Source organism: Bacillus sp. AFS001701 (assembly GCF_002559405.1).
Lineage (GTDB): Bacteria > Bacillota > Bacilli > Bacillales > Bacillaceae_G > Gottfriedia.
Genome location: NZ_NTZO01000088.1, coordinates 22,672 through 41,041, shown reverse-complemented (window position 1 = coordinate 41,041; position 18,370 = coordinate 22,672). Strand labels below are relative to the sequence as shown.

Genomic DNA, 18,370 nt, shown 5'->3' with positions numbered 1-18,370 from the left:
TAACTCATAAGGAGTTCATGAGTAAGTAAAACAGCAAAAAGAAGAGATTTAGTAACCCATAAGGTGTTCATGAGTAAGTAAAACAGCAAAAAGAAGATATTTAGTAACTCATAAGGAGTTCATGAGTAAGTAGAAAAGCAAAAAGAAGAGATTTAGTAACTCATAAGGAGTTCATGAGTAAGTAAAACAGCAAAAAGAAGAGATTTAGTAACTCATAGGGTCTTCATGAGTAAGTAAAACAGCAAAAAGATGAAATATGATAACTCATAAAGGGTTTAAGAGTAGGTAGAAAAGGAAAAATTCTATCTATATCAAAAAAAATCTACTAAATATCTTAAAAATACAGAGGTACTAATTTGTCAGTTAACCTGGCTTATGAGATAGCCCCTTTTTATTTTTGGTTTTTTTCATAAAAAGCTTTATAGTTTTAGTAGTCACTATGTTTAGATTAAAAATTTTAGGAGTGTTTATGGAAACGAAAGAGTATCTAATTACGCAACTTAATGAAATTGAAAAATGGGAAAAAGATCAAAAAAGCGTATTTTTTTGGGAGAAAATCGGTAGAATTCCATTTATGATTTTGGATAAAATTACACCTAAGTTTATTCACGATAAGATTGGAGTTATTTTAGATGAATTATCAAAGTATGTGAATGCTGGTGGTCAATATTTAGTTAGTGTTCCTTCAACTCTAACTAGGATGAGTAAGGAGCTTTCTATTGAAGAACTAACCGAAATTGAAATGGTCAATCAACTTAGTCTAGAGCAAATGGATCGTGTTTCGAATGATTTTATTGCTAGTCGTAAACAATTTGCAAAGGTCCAAGGAGCGACAACAGGTTTTGGTGGAATGTTTACGATTGCGATCGATATCCCAATCTTATTAGGACTTACATTAAAGACACTTCAAGAAATAGCAATTTCTTATGGTTATGATCCAAATGATCAAATGGAGAGAGTATTCATTATTAAATGCTTACAATTTACATCTGCTGATATAGTGGGTAAAAAGGCGATATTAGAAGAATTAACAAATATTGAAGGAAAAAAAGCCTTTTCTCAAATTGAAGGTTGGAGAGAAGTATTTTATACATATCGTGACAACATGGGATGGAAAAAGTTGTTTCAAATGATTCCAATTGCAGGTTTAATATTTGGTGCATATGTAAATAAACAAGCAATTGAAGATGTTGGAGAGGCTGGTAGAATGCTTTATAAAAAAAGACGGATCATGGAAAGATTGGATGATCTAAAATAAGCAGAAAAAAGATGAATTTAGTTTAGAGCTAAATTCATCTTTTTTGTTATTTAATCAAACGTTTGTTTAAGATTTAAATTTATTTGGGAATTGCTTAATAATGCCTGAAGAAATTGTATCAGCTATAGGGATCATATGTTGAAGACCAGCATCAAATGCTTTTACATTTCCTTCCCAGTCCATTTTTATTCTTGTTACAGCTTCATTTGTTACCATTTTTAAATGTGTATATAGTAAGTCTTTTAAAACTTGATTTGTCCAATTTGGATTTGCTTTACTTAAGAGTGCAGCCATATCATCTGCATTTTTAAACCATGTGTCGTTCAATGTTTTTAAGGTTGCCATATCATTTGCTTTCGCAGCATCAATAATTTTACCAGCGATTACAATGTGGTCGGTTAGTAATTTAGCAAGCTGATCTCCAGCGGCAGCACCATAATATGGTTTAATTACATTCCCAATATCTTGTTGATTTCTTAGGAGTCTTGCAAGTACTACATCCTTATCTGGCATTCCAGCAACAGCACTAACAATATACTTACTAGTCCATATTAAGTGATCCATCCAAAGCTTTCTCATATCTGCTTTGAAATTACATGCTGAATTACTTATGCATCTTCCATGAGCCCTAGTATCCATTTGCTCGGCACTGGATTTAATAGGGGATAGAATTAGTGCAAAACATAAAAATAGAGATGTGAATTTTAGTAATTGTTTCTTCATTTAGATGTCTCCTTTGAGATGTTTTCAAAATGTACCAGTATTATTTTGGATTTCTTTTCAAGTAATATTCAAAGTTTTAACATTCAGTTTATTTTTGAAAGTAATGTTTTAGAAAAAAAGCCACTCATGTGGAAAACATCAAAATTAGATTAGCTATTTAAAAAATAGTAATTTTGATATAATATAATAATAAATAATGGGAAATAGTGGAAAAAATATCACTTCAATCATGTTATTTTTTCCTTGGAAGGTGAAGATAACATTGTTAAATTTTTTGTATCCTAGTATCTTTATCATGACTTTAATCATTTTATTTTTTGGTTATAGATTTTTTAAAGGTTATATTACTCTACTAAAATATTTATATTGCGTAATCTTTGGAATCTACATTACTTGTCTCGTGGATATTACTTTGTTCCCATTTCCTTATCAAAAATATCTAATTCAAGTCATGATTAAGGATCACTTGGGATATACAAATAATTTTGTCCCATTTGAAGTATTTGTAGATTCAATCAGATATGGATCATTTTCAATTGCTCTAAAGCAAGTTGGCGGAAATATTGTATTATTTATGCCATTAGGATTTGCTTTGCCAGTTCTAAATCCTAAAATTAAGAAAAGTAAAACGATATTAGTTGGTTTTACTGTAAGTTTAGGGATTGAAATAATCCAAGGAACCACGGGTTTTTTTATTGGATATAATTATCGATCTTGCGACATTGATGATTTATTATTAAATACATTCGGTACTGTGTTAGGAGTAATAGTCTTTAGTTTAAGCACTAAATTTTCTATAAAGAAGAAAATCGATAATCAATATATAAAAAGACAAGGAGCATAATGCTACTTGTCTTTTTGTAACTTCTGAAGCTCTTTCACTGTCACAAATTTATATCCATCTTTCGATAATGAATCCAATATCCCTTTAATTGTTTCTAGTTCTTTACCAGTTTTATCATACATCGGATGAATTAAAATAATTGAGCCTGGTTTCATATTGTTCTTTACATAGTTTATTTTGTCTTGAGGATTTGTGTAAAAAGTATCTGGCTCTAAATTCCATGTAATCGTTTCTCGGTTATGTTTATGCATGTAATACGGTAAGCCAATTAGTTTTTTACCATTTGGTGGACGGAATTCAATTTCTCCTTTATAGCCAGCTTTTCGGATTAGTTTGTCTGTTTTTTCTATTTCATCTTTAATAAATGAAGGTGATTTTAGCACCATTCTGTCATGAGAATATGTATGGTTTCCAATCTGTTGTCCTGCATCCACTATTTTTTTAGCTTCTTCGGGATTCTTTTCAATTTCATTCCCGATTAGAAAAAAAGTAGCCTTTGCATTGAATTGATCTAAAAGTGGTAGAATGTCATCAACATTTTTAGTTGGACCGTCATCAAAAGTTAAAGCAACTACTTTTTGGTTAGTCTGTACTTCATTTGTTAATCCCCCAAAAAGCTGAAAAGATCTTGCATTCATTAGCTTGTACAATCCAAATAAGATAAGAAACAAAATTAGAATACTTGCACTTATTTTCAGTAGTCTTTTTTTCATCTATTTTACCTGTCTTTCTTGTTATTGAAATTAAACATAATTATATCATCACTAATTAAAAAAAGAATAAAAGAAGGAAATTAAAGGGAATTTAAGATTGATGGAAGAAGTAGTGTAATACAGTATTTTAAGCTATGAATTAGAAAGTAATTTTTGAAAATAGATTTTTATTTTGATCAAACAATCTACTTGCAAATTTGTCAGTTTAGTATTAAACTGATAACAAGATCGATCAAAGAGGTGCAAAAATGTTAAATAGTCATAATGAAGCTTCTGCAAACAAATCAAAAAATTTAGCAGTATTACTTTGGTTTCGATTAGCTCGTTTTTATCTTAAAAATGTTAGAGAATCAAATAATCAATTGAAAAAATGGGGTTTGACGACTGCTCAATTTGATGTAATTGTCCATGTGGGTAGAAATAAGCGTCTTACGCAGCAAGAATTAGCCGATAAATTAGTTGTTACAAAAGGAAATGTGACTCATCTATTAAAGAAAATGGAAGAGCTTCAGTGGATTAAAAGAGAAGTAGAATGGAAAAACAAATATCTCTCTTTAACAGAGTTAGGTCAAAAAATGCATGAAGAAATCGTACCTTCACAAGATGAGTTTCAACAAGCTCAATTCAGCAAATTAACTGAAGAAGAGCAATTACAATTACTTACTTTATTAAGGAAATTAAATAAATAATGAATTAGAACGGAGGAAAGTTTATGGAGAAAATGAAAGGAATACATCATATTACTGCGATAGTTGGTGATCCGCAAGAAAATATGGATTTTTACGCTGGGATTTTAGGTTTACGCTTTGTGAAAAAAACAATTAATTTTGATGATCCAGGTACGTATCACTTTTATTTTGGAGACGAAACTGCAAAACCAGGGACGATCATGACTTTTTTCCCTTGGGCAAATGCATATAGAGGAAAAGTTGGAAGTGGTCAAGTAGGAATCACAACATTCTTAATCCCAGCTAACTCAATGGAATTTTGGGAAAACCGTTTAGCATCTTTTAAAATTCAAACAAAAAAAGTAAGTCGATTTGGTGAAACATTTCTTCAATTTGAAGACTTTCATGGCTTACAGCTTGAATTAGTAGAAAGGGAAGCTGGACAGGAAAATACTTGGGAATTTAATGGTGTTACAAAAGATGTAGCAATTAAAGGGTTTGGTGGTGCAGTTTTATATTCTGGAGCACCAAATAAAACAGCTGAACTGTTGGAAAACGTAATGGAATTAGAATGCTTAGGTCAAGAGGGTAACTATTTACGTTTTAAGGCTGCTAGTGATATCGGAAATATTATCGATATTGAATTAGCAGCAGTAGGAAGAGGAGCTATGGGAGTAGGAACTGTCCATCATATTGCTTGGAGAGCAAGTAATGATGAAGAACATGTAAAATGGCAACATAAATTATATGATAATCAATATGGAGTTACTGAAGTAAAAGATCGAAACTATTTTAACGCAATTTATTTTCGTGAAAATGGTGGGTTATTATTTGAAATTGCAACTGATCCACCAGGATTTATGATTGATGAGAATATAGACCATTTAGGTGAACAGTTAATGCTTCCAAAGTGGCAAGAACCACATCGTGAAATGATAGAAAATCACTTGCAACCAATTGTTGTTAGAGAAGTGAAAGGAGAATGACGATGAAACACGTATTTAATAGAGGGAGTAATCCATCAAAGCCAACATTTTTATTATTACATGGTACAGGTGGGAATGAACTTGATCTATTACCAATTGCAGGTATGATCGATGATGAAGCTTCTGTATTATCAGTGAGAGGAAATGTAAGTGAAAATGGAATGCCACGTTTTTTTAAGCGATTAGCTGAAGGTGTATTTGATATGGAAGATTTAGTTTTCCGTACAAAAGAATTAAAAGAGTTTATTGAATTGGCTTCCTCAGAACATGGATTTGATCCAAACAATATGATCGCAATTGGTTATTCAAACGGTGCAAACATTGCTGGAAGTCTACTGTTCCATTATCAAAATGTATTTAAAGGGGCAATGTTATTGCATCCAATGGTACCGATTCGTGATTTAGAATTGCCAAATATGAAAGATGTGTCAGTCTTCATTGGAGCAGGCAAAAATGATCCAATCTGTTTACCACAAGAAACAGAAGAATTAGCATCATTGTTAGACGGTGCCGGTGCAAAAGTCGTTACTCATTGGGAAAACATGGGGCATAGCTTAACTAGATCGGAAATTGAAGCAGCAGCTGATTGGTACAAAAATAACTTTTAAGGAGTATGCAATAATGATGAAATCTTTTTCTCCAGCAGATTTAAGTGAACGTGATAATTATAAGTTCTTAATTGGTGGAATTATTCCAAGACCAATTGCTTTTGTTACAACTGAATCAAATGAGAATGTCTTAAATGGTGCACCATTTAGCTATTTCAACATCGTAACGGCTAATCCACCTATGATATCTGTATCCGTTCAGCGACAAAATGGTAAACAAAAAGATACAGCTAGAAATGCGATTGAGAAAAAAGAGTTCGTCGTTCATATCGTTGATGAATCGAATGTTGAAGCAATTAATAAAACAGCAGCTGCATTGACACCTACTGAAAGTGAAATCGAATTAGCAGGCTTAACACCAGTAGATAGCGTAATGGTTTCAGTTCCAGGAGTGAAGGAGTCAAAAATTCGAATGGAATGCACTCTAGAACAAGTAATTCCATTAGGAAAAGATAATGAGGCTTGCGACTTATTAATAGGCAAGGTTGTTTATTTTCATATAGAAGATGAAATTTATGAAAATGGACGAATCGATGCAGATGGCTTAAAAGCAGTAAGTCGTTTAGCAGGGAATGATTATGCTAAAGTTGGAGAAATGTTTACGATTGATCGTCCTAAATAAGTTTAATAAGAGTGAAGGGTAAAGTAGAATTTACACTTCACTTTTTTTTTTGAAAAAAATTAAAAGAAAAATGAACGATATGCAGAACCTATTCGTATAACAAATGAAACCAAATAAGAATTGTATAGATTAGCAAGAAGGGTGGAAGATATGGCTGATTTAGATGAATTAGAAATTATAAAGTCTGCTCAGCAAGGTGACCAAGATGCATTTGCTAAACTTTTTCAAACCCATTATTCCTTTTTATATAAATACGTTTTAAAGATGACGTTAAATCAACAAACAGCAGAAGATTTAGTGCAGGACACGATGTTGAAAGGTTATGACAATATAAAGAAATACAACGGACAATCCAAATTTTCAACTTGGCTAATTACAATCGCTACTAGACTTTATTTAGATCAACAAAGAAGGAAAAAGCGCGAATGGTTTTGGCAAAAAAATGAGTCTGAAAAGTTATCGCGCTCCTTAAATTGGCAGCTAGCCTATAAAGGGTTTGAGTGGAGTGATATTGTGGAGGGTTTTGAAAAGCTTAAATCAGATGTGCGAACAGCTATATTATTAAAGCATTACTACGGCTATACGAACGAAGAAATTGGGAATATGATGGGAATTCGAGAAGGAACGGTTAAATCAAGAATTCATAATGGAATGAAGGAATTAAGAAAGGAGTTAATGCAAGATGGATAAAGAAGAAATTGTTTCAGCATTTAAGCAGTTTGATGAATTAACGAATGTACATGAACCTTCAATCAGTGCGATTACAGAAAAAATTAAATATCATCAGGAAAAAAAGAAAACTATTTTTCTTAAAGAACTAATCGTATTCATCTGTGTAGCATGCAGTCTATTCATCGGTGCACTTCTTATGGTTTTAGAGGCTCCAGTAAGTATTGTTATTATTCAAGGTTTAGGCTTTATTGCATTACCAATTATTTTTAAACGAGATAAAAAGAAAATTGAAAGTGAGTTGATTTAAAGTGGAATGGACAACAGAAAATATTATCATATTAGGTTTAGTCTTTATAATTTTAATAACTCAAAGTATCACACTTTTTACTAACGCTAAAAAGAGAAATCGTTCAGCCTGGTTATGGGGGCTGTTAGGAATGATTCAATTCCCTTGGCCTAGTGTCTTCTTTTACTTTTTAGTTGTTCGAAAAGATCGAAAAAAACTAAATTAAGGATAGCGTAGAAATACTAGACTAATTGGAACGATTCAATTTTTGTCTAGTATTTTTAATTTTATGTTTGACAATTTTAGTGTATTACCTGTATAGTACACGTATAAGGTGTATTAATCGAGTAATACGCATAGTTATGTGTTAGGTGTATGAACTAGATGGTACACACACATACTAATTAAATTGTATTAAGAACGAGGAGGTGGATTGATGGAATTTATAGTGAATAACCGTGAACCAGTTTATTTACAGGTCGTTAGGCATTTTAAACAACAAATTGCCAAAAGACTATTAGAAGCTGGTCAAGAAATACCATCAAGAAGAGAATTAGCTGTTCAATTTAATATAAATCCAAATACTGTGCAAAAAGCATACAAGGAAATGGAGGAACAAGGATTGATTACGACTGAACGAAATTTCCCTAGTAAGATTACGACTGATATAAACGTGTTAAATGGTGTACGAAATGAATTGATTATGGAAGCTGTAAATGAATTCGTCGATTCAATTAAAGTAATAAATGTTCCTGTGGAAGAATTACTTACAATGGTTAAACAAAACTATGAACAAAAGATAAAAGAAGAAAAGAAAGGAGATGCTTAAATGATCCAAGTAAAAAATGTTTCAAAAAAATATGGTCGGAAAAATGTTTTACGTGATATTTCTTTTACAGCAAATAAAGGAGAAATCACTTGTTTAATTGGTATTAATGGTGTTGGTAAGTCTACAACGATGAAGGCAATTATGGGGATTACGCCAATTGATCGCGGTGAAATATTAATAGATGATAAGAAAATGAATCATACAATGTACGAAAATATTACCTTTATTCCAGATACACTTACCATGCTTCCTAGTTTTACAGTTGGAGAAGCAATGCAGTTTATGAAGGACTTTTATGTAAATTGGAATCCAGAGCGAGCAAAAGAATTACTTGGATTTTTCCGTTTAAAGGAAGACGAGAAATTAGGTGAGCTTTCAAAAGGGAATGCTGCAAAAGCCAATCTACTTTTTGGTTTAGGACTAGATGTTGATTATGTTCTAATGGATGAACCTTTTTCTGGTATCGATATGTTTAGTAGAGAGCAAATTGCAAAAGTGTTTACGAGTCACTTAATTGAAGATCGAGGCGTCATTATAACAACGCATGAAATTAGTGATATTGAGCATTTAATCGATAAGGTCGTTTTATTAGATAACGGCGAAATTCTGAAAGAGTTTTATACAGAAGAAATACGATTAGAAGAAGGTAAATCTGTGATGGACGTAATGAGAGAGGTGTATCAATCGTGAATCGATATTTAAAACTAGTTAATTTTGAAGTTAATCGATTTTTAAAATTATATATAGGGTTACTTATTATTGTAGCTATATCACAGTTTGTGAGTTTGTTTTTAGTAAAGTCTTCTTATATGAGCACAGCGAATGATGCAAATTACGCAAGCTCTATGAAAGCAACCGAAGAATTCATTGCATCAAATGGATTGCTAAGCTTTAACCACGTTGCTAATCATCCATTATTTATTGGTCCAATTGTTATATGTATAGCTTTAATGATGTTCTATGTATTTATCATTTGGTACAGAGATTATTTTGGGAAAAACACGTTTATTTACCGTTTATTTATGATACCAACTTCAAGAATGACAATTTACTTTGCCAAAGCGACTACGATTTTAATTATGGTGTTGAGTTTGCTCGCTTTTCAACTAATACTTTTACCGATTGAAATAAACGTATTTCAACAAATTGTTCCAAGTGAACTTTTAGGGAAAATGAGTACGATTGATCTTTTTATGAATTCTAATATTTTTACAATGATATTACCAAGTAATTTTATGGATTTCATTTTTAGGTATCTTATTGGAATGGGACTAGTATTTACCCTCTTCACATTCATATTATTGGAACGTAGTTATCGTTGGAAAGGCATAATTTTTGGGATTTTATATGTGATTGCAATTGCAGGTTTACTTCTTATACCAGCTTTTATTGAATCCTATTTGTTTGGAGATGATTTTTCATTTTATCCGAGTGAAGTGTTCTATATGGAATTAGGCCTTTTTACAATCATCATTACAGTTTCAATCTTATTTAGTAAATATTTATTAAAAAACAAAGTATCGGTTTAAGGGGGAGTTAGAATGAAGCGATATCGTAATTTGGCAGTAATAGCCGTTGTCACGACAATCAGTTTAGGTACGTTTTTTACGAAAGTAGCTATGTCAGAAAGCAAGTTACCTAAATTTTACTTAAAAACTGAAAATGGAGATTCAAAATATGCTAAAGATTTAATTATTAGCGCTGGATATGATCAGAGTGGAGGTAGTGGAGGTAGAAGTTTAACTATTACTACTGATGGAAGTGAATATAAAGACAGAAATTCAATGCTTAGTGAGCTTGATAGTGACTATTATGATCTAAAGAAATTAGATCATTTAAGAAAGAAAGAAAGAAACTTTATGCGCGGAAAACTTTCTTCTTCTCAATTTTATATCGATAAAGATTATGCATGGTATGCTGATGTAAAAGGTGGAAAACTTGGTGGTACGTATGAGCACCAAAATAATCATTTTAAAATGTATATAGATGGTCTTGATCTTCATAATAAAGACCGTTTTAAATTTAAACTTGATATTCCAGAGGAAGAAAACTACTCATATATTTATGTACAAGATGTACAATTAATCGGTAAAGATTTAATTGTCACTACTTATCAAAATAAAACGGATGTAGTAAAGGATAAAACTACAAATTCAAATATAAATGTCGATCAAAATGAATTAGTCATGTATCGAATTAATGTAAACCAAAAGAAAATTGTTGATCGTACAGTCATTAATAAATCATCCAATGATCAAAATACTCATACACATACTGACATACAAAATCTGATACAAGATTCAGATGAAACTGTTCCTTCTAAATTCGATGTATACAAAAAAGTAAAACTAAAGGATACAGTTCAAACAAATGGAGAAACGGAAACTGAAGAACTTAGTAATGAAGTAATCATATTTAATTTAGAAACTGGTAAAGAAGAAAATTTAAATTTATCGAATGAACAAAAAGAGCAATTAATGCAAAGTAATGTAATTCTTGATAAAGAAAACTTGTATTTTATAACGCAAAGTGATAAAGATCTTTCAGTTTTAAAGTATAATCTAAACAATAAAAAGGTCGAAGGTGAAACAGTACTCATAAAAAAGGTAGATAGTAATAATCTTTCAAATTACAAAGTCATCGACGGAAAACTATATGCAATTACGAATAGTACTGAAAATCCTGGCAAGTTCAATAAAGATTTGATTGTTGCTGATTTAGCAAATGGACAAAGTGTTTTCGAAGGCAGAATTGAAGTAAAGAATGATAAAGGAAATACTAGTAAAGCATTAAAAAAATTAGAAGTTTATGATTTTCAGTTTAAATAAATAGGGCAGGAAAAAGAAAAGAAGTGGGTTATAGGAAAGGATTTTATAAATCTTATAAAATTTTTTCCTACTCCTTCTCTTTTTTTTATGCTCTTTTTTCTATACTTTCCTCCTTTTTATGTACTTTTTCCTTCACTTGAAGAATGTACGTTCTAGTTTAGTTACTTGAATTCGTACCAAAACATCGATAATATGTAAAGATGATTAAATTTTAAAGTACATTTGTTCTGTTTTTGATTGATTTTTGAAATTTTGTGGTAAAATAGAAGGATAGGTATGTTTTGGAAATGGAGGCGGGGAAGATGGAGCAGAAATTCGAGGTAGTTTCTAATTATTCACCTCAAGGTGACCAGCCAAATGCGATTAAGCAGTTAGTTGATGGGGTTAAAAATGGTAAAGAGCATCAAGTTTTATTGGGTGCAACAGGTACGGGAAAAACGTTTACCATTTCAAATGTAATTAAAGAAGTAGGAAAACCAACATTAGTATTTGCTCACAATAAAACATTAGCAGGGCAATTATATAGTGAATTAAAAGAGTTTTTTCCAAATAATGCAGTTGAGTATTTCGTAAGTTACTATGATTATTTTCAGCCAGAAGCTTATGTACCTCAAACGGATACTTATATTGAAAAAGATTCAAGTATTAATGATGAAATTGATAAATTACGTCACTCTGCGACTTCCTCCCTTTTTGAACGTAAGGATGTCATTATTGTAGCGAGTGTTTCTTGTATTTATGGTTTAGGTTCTCCTGAAGAATATCGTGAATTAGTCTGTTCTCTTCGTATTGGAATGGAAATTAGTAGAGACGACCTATTACATAAACTAGTAGATATTCAGTATGCGCGTAATGATATTGACTTCTCACGTGGTACTTTCCGAGTTCGTGGAGATGTTGTTGAAATATTCCCGGCATCACGTGATGAGCACTGTATTCGTGTGGAATTTTTTGGTGATGAAATTGAGAGAATTAGAGAAGTAGATGCATTAACAGGCGAAATTTTAGGTGACCGTGAACACGTTGCAATTTTCCCGGCTTCCCACTTCGTTACACGTGAAGAAAAAATGAAAATTGCCATTAAAAATATTGAAGTTGAGTTAGAAGAACGATTAAAGGAAATGAGAGATAATGGTAAGTTACTAGAAGCTCAAAGGCTTGAGCAGCGAACTAGATATGATTTAGAAATGATGAACGAGATGGGATTTTGTTCTGGAATTGAAAACTATTCCCGTCATCTAACACTGAGACCACCAGGTTCTACGCCTTATACATTATTAGACTATTTTCCAGAAGATTTCTTAATGGTGATTGACGAGTCACATGTTACAGTTCCGCAAATCCGAGGAATGTTTAACGGTGACCAAGCTCGAAAGCAAGTATTAGTAGATCATGGATTCCGTCTGCCTTCTGCATTGGATAATCGACCTTTAAAGTTTGCAGAGTTTGTGGAAAAAGTGCAACAAACTATATACGTAACTGCGACACCTGGACCATATGAGCTAGAACTATGTCCTGAGAAAGTAGAGCAAATTATTCGTCCAACAGGTCTACTAGATCCGACGATAGATGTTCGTCCGATTGAAGGTCAAATTGACGATTTAATCGATGAAGTTCGTAATCGCATTGCAAAAAATGAGAGAGTACTAATTACTACTCTAACAAAGAAAATGTCTGAAGATTTAACGGATTATTTGAAAGAAATCGGTATTAAGGTTAACTATTTACATTCTGAAATTAAAACGCTTGAACGAATTGAAATTATTCGTGATCTTCGTTTAGGTAAATATGATGTGTTAATTGGTATTAACCTTTTACGTGAAGGGATAGATATTCCTGAAGTTTCATTAGTTGTAATTTTAGATGCAGATAAAGAAGGATTTTTACGATCTGAACGTTCATTAATCCAAACAATTGGTCGGGCTGCAAGGAATTCAAATGGTCATGTTATTATGTATGCTGATAAAATGACGAAGTCGATGGATATTGCGATTAATGAAACAAAACGTCGTCGTGAGATTCAGGAAGAATATAACAAAAAACATGGAATCACTCCTAAAACGATTATTAAGCAAGTACGTGATGTGATTCGAGCTACTTCTGTAGCTGAAGAAGAAGAAGTTTATGAAAACGGCATTAGTGCTAAATATAAGAAAATGAACAAAAAAGAACGACATTTATTTATTCAATCAATTGAAATGGAAATGAAGGACGCAGCGAAGGCGCTTGATTTTGAACGAGCAACAGAACTTCGTGACTTAATATTAGAATTGAAGTCTGAGAGGTGAAGAACTTGAAAAGTATGAATGAAATAATTATTAAAGGGGCCAGAGCGCATAACTTAAAAAATATTGATGTTACGATTCCTCGTAATCAATTAGTAGTTGTAACTGGTTTATCGGGATCAGGTAAGTCATCTCTAGCTTTTGATACGATTTATGCAGAAGGTCAACGCAGATATGTAGAATCATTATCTGCGTATGCTCGTCAATTTTTAGGTCAAATGGATAAACCGGATGTTGATTCAATTGAAGGACTTTCACCTGCGATTTCAATTGATCAAAAAACGACTAGCCGAAATCCCCGTTCGACAGTTGGTACTGTAACAGAGATTTACGACTACTTGCGACTTCTTTATGCTCGTATTGGAACTCCGATTTGTCCAAATCATGGGATCGAAATTTCTTCTCAAACAGTTGAACAAATGGTAGATCGTGTAATGGAGTATCCTGAACGAACAAAAATTCAAGTGCTTGCTCCAGTGGTATCTGGTCGTAAAGGGACACATGTAAAAGTATTTGAAGAAATTAAAAAACAAGGGTTCGTTCGCGTTCGTGTTGATGGTGAGCTATTTGATGTATCTGATGAAATAGAATTAGAGAAAAATAAGAAGCATTCAATCGAAGTTGTAATTGACCGTATTGTTGTAAAAGATGGTGTAGCATCTCGACTAGCTGATTCTCTTGAAACAGCATTAAAACTAGGAGAAGGTCGAGTGATTATTGATGTAATAGGTGAAGAAGAATTACTATTTAGTGAACATCATGCATGTCCACTGTGTGGTTTTTCAATTGGGGAATTAGAACCGCGTATGTTTTCGTTTAACAGCCCGTTTGGTGCTTGTCATTCATGTGATGGATTAGGAACGAAATTAGAAGTGGATATAAACTTAGTGATCCCAAATGATGAATTAACTCTTAAAGAAAATGCTATAGCACCGTGGGAATCAATTAGCTCGATGTATTATCCTCAATTATTAGAAAGTGTATGTAATCATTATGGAATTGAAATGAATATTCCATTTAAGGATATACCAAAGGATCAACAAGATAAAATTCTTTATGGTAGTAATGGAGAACAAATCTATTTTAAATATGATAACGAGCAAGGTCATGTACGTGAAGCGATGATTGAATTTGAAGGTGTTATTTCCAATGTAGAAAGACGTTTTAAAGAAACATCTTCAGATTTTATTCGTGAGCAAATGGAAAAATACATGGCTCAACAACATTGTCCAACTTGTAAAGGGCATCGTCTAAGAAAAGAGGCACTTGCAGTATTTATTGGTGGCTTGCATGTCGGTGAAGTAACAAAAATGTCAGTTAAAGAAGCATTTGATTTCTTTGGATCGCTTGATTTAACACCAAAACAAGAAAAAATTGCAAATCTAATCCTTCGAGAAATTAGAGAGCGTTTAGGCTTTTTAGTAAATGTAGGTTTAGATTATTTAACATTGAACCGAGCTGCAGGGACATTATCTGGTGGAGAAGCTCAAAGGATTCGTTTAGCGACTCAAATTGGTTCGAGATTAACGGGTGTATTATATATTTTGGATGAGCCATCAATTGGATTACACCAACGTGATAATGATCGTTTAATCTCAACATTGTTAAATATGAGAGACATCGGAAATACATTAATTGTTGTAGAACATGATGAAGATACGATGCTAGCAGCAGATTATTTAATTGATATCGGACCAGGAGCTGGTATTCACGGTGGACAGGTCATTTCACAAGGAACGCCAAATGAAGTAATGAATGATCAAAATTCATTAACAGGGAAGTACTTATCGGGTGAGAAGTTTATTCCTGTACCGCTTGAGCGTAGAAAAGGCGATGGACGTGAAATTAAAATTGTTGGAGCAAAAGAAAACAATTTAAAAAATGTATCAACTTCATTCCCATTAGGTACATTCGTTGCAGTAACAGGTGTATCAGGATCAGGGAAAAGTACATTAATAAATGAGATTTTATATAAATCATTAGCTCAAAAATTAAATGGTTCGAAAGTACGTCCAGGTGAGCATAAAGAAATTAAAGGGATTGAACAATTGGAGAAGGTTATTGATATTGATCAATCACCAATTGGTCGTACTCCTCGTTCAAATCCGGCTACCTATACTGGTGTATTTGATGATATTCGAGATGTATATGCTGCTACGAATGAGTCAAAAGTTCGCGGTTATAAGAAAGGTCGTTTTAGCTTCAACGTTAAAGGCGGTAGATGTGAAGCATGTCGAGGTGATGGAATCATTAAAATCGAAATGCATTTCTTACCGGATGTTTACGTACCATGTGAGGTTTGTCATGGTAAACGATATAATCGAGAAACTTTAGAAGTTAAGTATAAAGATAAAACGATCTCTGAAGTTTTAGATATGACAGTTGAGGATGCAGTTTCATTCTTTGAAAATATTCCTAAGATAAAACGTAAACTTCAAACGTTAAATGATGTAGGTTTAGGCTATATTACATTAGGTCAACCTGCTACGACTTTATCCGGCGGAGAAGCGCAACGTGTAAAACTAGCTTCTGAGCTTCATAAACGTACGAATGGAAGAACTTTATATATATTAGATGAACCTACAACAGGGCTTCATGTTGATGATATTGCACGATTATTAGTTGTATTACAAAGACTAGTAGATAATGGAGATACTGTACTTGTAATTGAACATAACTTAGACGTTATTAAAGCAGCCGACCATCTAATCGATCTAGGACCAGAAGGTGGAGACAAAGGTGGTACAATCGTAGCAACTGGTACACCAGAAAAACTATGTAAAGTTGAAGCATCTCATACAGGTAAGTATTTAAAAGCTGTATTAGAACGTGACAAAGCTAGAATGGAAAAAAGATTAGCATTGATGGAATCTTAAAAAAGTCTCTTTTTATAAGTGGATAGTAATTGAAATATTGATGTAAAAGAGTAGTTGATTGAAACGAAAAGGGTGCTCAACTCCAGTTGAATTAGCTGGACAGTGAGCATTCTCAAACAGAAATCAACTATTCTTCTTTTTCTTTGTCAGGATGTTGATATATAAAACGGTCAATACTGTAGTGGAAATCAAGCTCACTAAACTCCTTTTACGAAAATTTGGTCATTAATTGACAGGTAGGACTTTATGTCATTCATAGTTCCTTTTACTTGAAAAGTAGTCCACATTTCTTTAATGTTTTAACATAGAATAAATAATGAAATAGTAATGATAAAAAAATGAGGGCGTATCGATAGAGAGGAGATTTTTGTGAAAAAACTATATCGATCTTCTAAAGATTCTATGCTTGCAGGTGTTTGTGGTGGATTAGGTAAGTATTTTAATTTGGACAGTACATTAATCCGTTTACTGTTTGTTATATTATTCTTCGTAGGATTTGGGGCACTTCTATTCGTGTATTTAATTTGGATATTTGTTGTTCCAGAAGAAGGTGATGTGAAATAAATGAGATGGTTATTTTCATTAGCTATTAATAGCTTAGTTTTTATTGTAGTAGCAGGATTTCTGCAACCAGATTTTTATGTAAAAAATATTCCAACGGCTATCATTGCTGCGTTGGTATTATCGATCTTAAATACAATTATTCGCCCAATCTTAATTTTAATCACTTTACCTGTAACCATTTTTACAATGGGATTATTCCTGTTTATTATTAATGCATTTACGCTAGAAATTACTGATTATTTATTAGGGGATGCCTTACGAGTAAATGGTTTTGGAACTGCTATTATCGCATCGATTCTAATTAGTACATTCAGTATGTTAATTCAATATTTTGTGTTTGGTTCAAAGGATAAAAAAAAGCATAGTCATCGGTAGAAAAAGGGAGTCTCTTAAGTTAAAGTACTTTTGAGAGTCTCTTTTTTTGTTTTTTAGATTAATGGGATTTTCGAACATTATGTGAACTCCGTCGTCATTTACTGATGATCATTAAATGCAAAAACTGATTGAAGTTACTAAATATCATGATAAATTCACTTTTACATTAATGATTTTTAATCGTTTTAGCTCAGTTACTGACTTGTCGACATTTTCCCACAAAGTTTAAAAATGGTACAATATGAGAGATAATACATAATTATTAATCCTTAGGAGGCTTGTATGGCTAAATTACGTACAAAGAATTTAGTTGAGTATTTTAAATTAGAGGTCATTAGTGGAAGTGCGGGGTTGAATCGTTCGATTAACACGACTGACTTATCTCGCCCAGGTATAGAGGTTGCAGGTTTTTTTACATACTATCCATCTGATCGAGTACAAATATTAGGGAAAACAGAATTAACTTTTTATCATAGCTTAACTGACGAAGAAAAACATAATCGATTAAGAAAACTTTGTGCAGATGATACGCCTTGTATTATCGTGACACGAGGTTTAGAAATTCCATCCGAACTAATTGAAGCGGGTGAAGAAACAGGCGTACCTATTTTACTATCAAACAGTAAGACAACTAAAATGTACAGTAGACTTACGAGTTATTTAGAGGCTAAACTTGCTCCAACTACAGCATTACACGGTGTACTAGTCGATATTTATGGTGTCGGTGTATTAATTACTGGTAAAAGTGGTGTAGGTAAAAGTGAAACGGCTCTAGAGTTAGTAAAACGTGGTCATCGATTAGTAGCAGATGATTCAGTAGAGATTCGTCAAACTGATGAGGATACGCTGATTGGTTCATCGCCAGAATTAATTGAGCATTTATTAGAAATTCGTGGATTAGGAATTATTAATGTAATGACTCTTTTTGGAGCAGGATCTGTTCGTAATTACAAGCGTATTACGTTGAATATTGACTTAGAGACTTGGGATTCCCAAAAGGTTTATGACCGAGTTGGCTTAGACGATGAAAAACTTAAAATATTAGATACAGATATTTCGAAAATCACATTGCCTGTTCGACCAGGTCGAAATTTAGCTGTTATTATTGAAGTAGCAGCGATGAATTTCCGTTTGAAAAATATGGGTGTAAATGCTGCGCAGCAATTTGCAGATCGTTTAGAGAAAGTAATTCAAGGCGGTAATAACGTTAGTGATTTAATTTAATGAAAAAGT

General features: G+C 32.6%; 19 protein-coding genes. 17 read left to right on the top strand and 2 right to left on the bottom strand.

The window, feature by feature from the left end; translation table 11 throughout:
* Window positions 1-469 precede the first annotated feature (469 nt).
* Window positions 470-1,258 carry an EcsC family protein gene (locus tag CN514_RS07255; RefSeq protein ID WP_098232015.1) on the top strand — a complete coding sequence of 263 codons (789 nt, stop codon included), beginning with the start codon at window positions 470-472 and terminating at the stop codon, window positions 1,256-1,258.
* A gap of 66 nt (window positions 1,259-1,324) precedes the next feature.
* On the opposite strand, the gene CN514_RS07250 is transcribed toward CN514_RS07255, so the two are convergent.
* A complete protein-coding gene (locus CN514_RS07250) occupies window positions 1,325-1,981 on the bottom strand; it encodes a glycosyltransferase (RefSeq protein WP_098232014.1) in 657 nt (218 codons plus the stop codon).
* Window positions 1,982-2,243: 262 nt separating this feature from the next.
* Between CN514_RS07250 and CN514_RS07245 the strand changes: the two genes are divergently transcribed.
* The gene (locus tag CN514_RS07245) at window positions 2,244-2,825 is read left to right on the top strand and encodes a VanZ family protein (protein WP_176525822.1); all 582 of its coding nucleotides are present in this window, start codon (window positions 2,244-2,246) and stop codon (window positions 2,823-2,825) included.
* A gap of 2 nt (window positions 2,826-2,827) precedes the next feature.
* Here CN514_RS07245 and CN514_RS07240 read toward each other — a convergent pair whose 3' ends face one another.
* A complete protein-coding gene (locus tag CN514_RS07240; RefSeq protein ID WP_098232012.1) occupies window positions 2,828-3,538 on the bottom strand; it encodes a polysaccharide deacetylase family protein in 711 nt (236 codons plus the stop codon).
* A gap of 248 nt (window positions 3,539-3,786) precedes the next feature.
* On the opposite strand from CN514_RS07240, the gene CN514_RS07235 reads away from it, so the two are divergent.
* The 15 genes from CN514_RS07235 to hprK all read left to right on the top strand — a co-directional run bounded on the left by CN514_RS07235 (window position 3,787) and on the right by hprK (window position 18,361).
* A complete protein-coding gene (locus tag CN514_RS07235; protein WP_098232011.1) occupies window positions 3,787-4,227 on the top strand; it encodes a MarR family winged helix-turn-helix transcriptional regulator in 441 nt (146 codons plus the stop codon).
* A 23-nt stretch (window positions 4,228-4,250) separates the two neighbouring features.
* Window positions 4,251-5,192: a ring-cleaving dioxygenase gene (locus CN514_RS07230; RefSeq protein ID WP_098232010.1), complete on the top strand. Its 942-nt coding sequence runs from the start codon at window positions 4,251-4,253 to the stop codon at window positions 5,190-5,192.
* A 2-nt stretch (window positions 5,193-5,194) separates the two neighbouring features.
* A complete protein-coding gene (locus tag CN514_RS07225) occupies window positions 5,195-5,800 on the top strand; it encodes an alpha/beta hydrolase (protein ID WP_098232009.1) in 606 nt (201 codons plus the stop codon).
* Between the two features lie 16 nt (window positions 5,801-5,816).
* A complete protein-coding gene (locus CN514_RS07220) occupies window positions 5,817-6,422 on the top strand; it encodes a flavin reductase family protein (protein WP_098232039.1) in 606 nt (201 codons plus the stop codon).
* A gap of 150 nt (window positions 6,423-6,572) precedes the next feature.
* Complete coding sequence (sigY, locus tag CN514_RS07215; protein WP_098232008.1) at window positions 6,573-7,112, top strand: RNA polymerase sigma factor SigY; 540 nt, start codon at window positions 6,573-6,575, stop codon at window positions 7,110-7,112.
* Window positions 7,105-7,401: a DUF5345 family protein gene (locus CN514_RS07210; RefSeq protein WP_098232007.1), complete on the top strand. Its 297-nt coding sequence runs from the start codon at window positions 7,105-7,107 to the stop codon at window positions 7,399-7,401. Before sigY ends, CN514_RS07210 begins: the two co-directional genes overlap by 8 nt.
* Before the next feature lie 415 nt (window positions 7,402-7,816).
* Window positions 7,817-8,209: a GntR family transcriptional regulator gene (locus CN514_RS07200; protein ID WP_098232006.1), complete on the top strand. Its 393-nt coding sequence runs from the start codon at window positions 7,817-7,819 to the stop codon at window positions 8,207-8,209.
* The gene (locus tag CN514_RS07195) at window positions 8,210-8,899 is read left to right on the top strand and encodes an ABC transporter ATP-binding protein (protein WP_098232005.1); all 690 of its coding nucleotides are present in this window, start codon (window positions 8,210-8,212) and stop codon (window positions 8,897-8,899) included. It abuts the gene before it with no gap.
* Window positions 8,896-9,738 (top strand): hypothetical protein, encoded by an 843-nt coding sequence (locus tag CN514_RS07190; RefSeq protein ID WP_098232004.1) that lies wholly within the window; start codon window positions 8,896-8,898, stop codon window positions 9,736-9,738. Before CN514_RS07195 ends, CN514_RS07190 begins: the two co-directional genes overlap by 4 nt.
* Window positions 9,739-9,750: 12 nt before the next feature.
* A complete protein-coding gene (locus CN514_RS07185; RefSeq protein ID WP_098232003.1) occupies window positions 9,751-11,037 on the top strand; it encodes a hypothetical protein in 1,287 nt (428 codons plus the stop codon).
* 302 nt (window positions 11,038-11,339) lie between these two features.
* On the top strand, window positions 11,340-13,325 hold the full coding sequence (gene uvrB, locus CN514_RS07180) for an excinuclease ABC subunit UvrB (RefSeq protein WP_098232002.1): 1,986 nt from the start codon (window positions 11,340-11,342) through the stop codon (window positions 13,323-13,325).
* A gap of 14 nt (window positions 13,326-13,339) precedes the next feature.
* The gene (gene uvrA / locus CN514_RS07175) at window positions 13,340-16,198 is read left to right on the top strand and encodes an excinuclease ABC subunit UvrA (RefSeq protein ID WP_098232037.1); all 2,859 of its coding nucleotides are present in this window, start codon (window positions 13,340-13,342) and stop codon (window positions 16,196-16,198) included.
* Window positions 16,199-16,567: 369 nt separating this feature from the next.
* Window positions 16,568-16,762, top strand: a complete 195-nt coding sequence (locus CN514_RS25590) for a PspC domain-containing protein (protein ID WP_025568734.1) — start codon at window positions 16,568-16,570, stop codon at window positions 16,760-16,762.
* On the top strand, window positions 16,763-17,137 hold the full coding sequence (locus CN514_RS07165; protein ID WP_025671435.1) for a phage holin family protein: 375 nt from the start codon (window positions 16,763-16,765) through the stop codon (window positions 17,135-17,137).
* Between the two features lie 282 nt (window positions 17,138-17,419).
* Window positions 17,420-18,361 carry an HPr(Ser) kinase/phosphatase gene (hprK, locus tag CN514_RS07160; RefSeq protein ID WP_098232001.1) on the top strand — a complete coding sequence of 314 codons (942 nt, stop codon included), beginning with the start codon at window positions 17,420-17,422 and terminating at the stop codon, window positions 18,359-18,361.
* Window positions 18,362-18,370 lie beyond the last annotated feature (9 nt).

Bases quoted from the DNA above. Each gene is read 5' to 3' on its own strand.
- CN514_RS07255 (WP_098232015.1), top strand. From the start codon at position 470: ATGGAAACGAAAGAGTATCTAATTACGCAACTTAATGAAATTGAAAAA.
- CN514_RS07250 (WP_098232014.1), bottom strand. From the start codon at position 1,981: ATGAAGAAACAATTACTAAAATTCACATCTCTATTTTTATGTTTTGCA.
- CN514_RS07240 (WP_098232012.1), bottom strand. From the start codon at position 3,538: ATGAAAAAAAGACTACTGAAAATAAGTGCAAGTATTCTAATTTTGTTT.
- CN514_RS07235 (WP_098232011.1), top strand. From the start codon at position 3,787: ATGTTAAATAGTCATAATGAAGCTTCTGCAAACAAATCAAAAAATTTA.
- CN514_RS07230 (WP_098232010.1), top strand. From the start codon at position 4,251: ATGGAGAAAATGAAAGGAATACATCATATTACTGCGATAGTTGGTGAT.
- CN514_RS07225 (WP_098232009.1), top strand. From the start codon at position 5,195: ATGAAACACGTATTTAATAGAGGGAGTAATCCATCAAAGCCAACATTT.
- CN514_RS07220 (WP_098232039.1), top strand. From the start codon at position 5,817: ATGAAATCTTTTTCTCCAGCAGATTTAAGTGAACGTGATAATTATAAG.
- sigY (WP_098232008.1), top strand. From the start codon at position 6,573: ATGGCTGATTTAGATGAATTAGAAATTATAAAGTCTGCTCAGCAAGGT.
- CN514_RS07210 (WP_098232007.1), top strand. From the start codon at position 7,105: ATGGATAAAGAAGAAATTGTTTCAGCATTTAAGCAGTTTGATGAATTA.
- CN514_RS07200 (WP_098232006.1), top strand. From the start codon at position 7,817: ATGGAATTTATAGTGAATAACCGTGAACCAGTTTATTTACAGGTCGTT.
- CN514_RS07195 (WP_098232005.1), top strand. From the start codon at position 8,210: ATGATCCAAGTAAAAAATGTTTCAAAAAAATATGGTCGGAAAAATGTT.
- CN514_RS07185 (WP_098232003.1), top strand. From the start codon at position 9,751: ATGAAGCGATATCGTAATTTGGCAGTAATAGCCGTTGTCACGACAATC.
- uvrB (WP_098232002.1), top strand. From the start codon at position 11,340: ATGGAGCAGAAATTCGAGGTAGTTTCTAATTATTCACCTCAAGGTGAC.
- uvrA (WP_098232037.1), top strand. From the start codon at position 13,340: ATGAATGAAATAATTATTAAAGGGGCCAGAGCGCATAACTTAAAAAAT.
- CN514_RS07165 (WP_025671435.1), top strand. From the start codon at position 16,763: ATGAGATGGTTATTTTCATTAGCTATTAATAGCTTAGTTTTTATTGTA.
- hprK (WP_098232001.1), top strand. From the start codon at position 17,420: ATGGCTAAATTACGTACAAAGAATTTAGTTGAGTATTTTAAATTAGAG.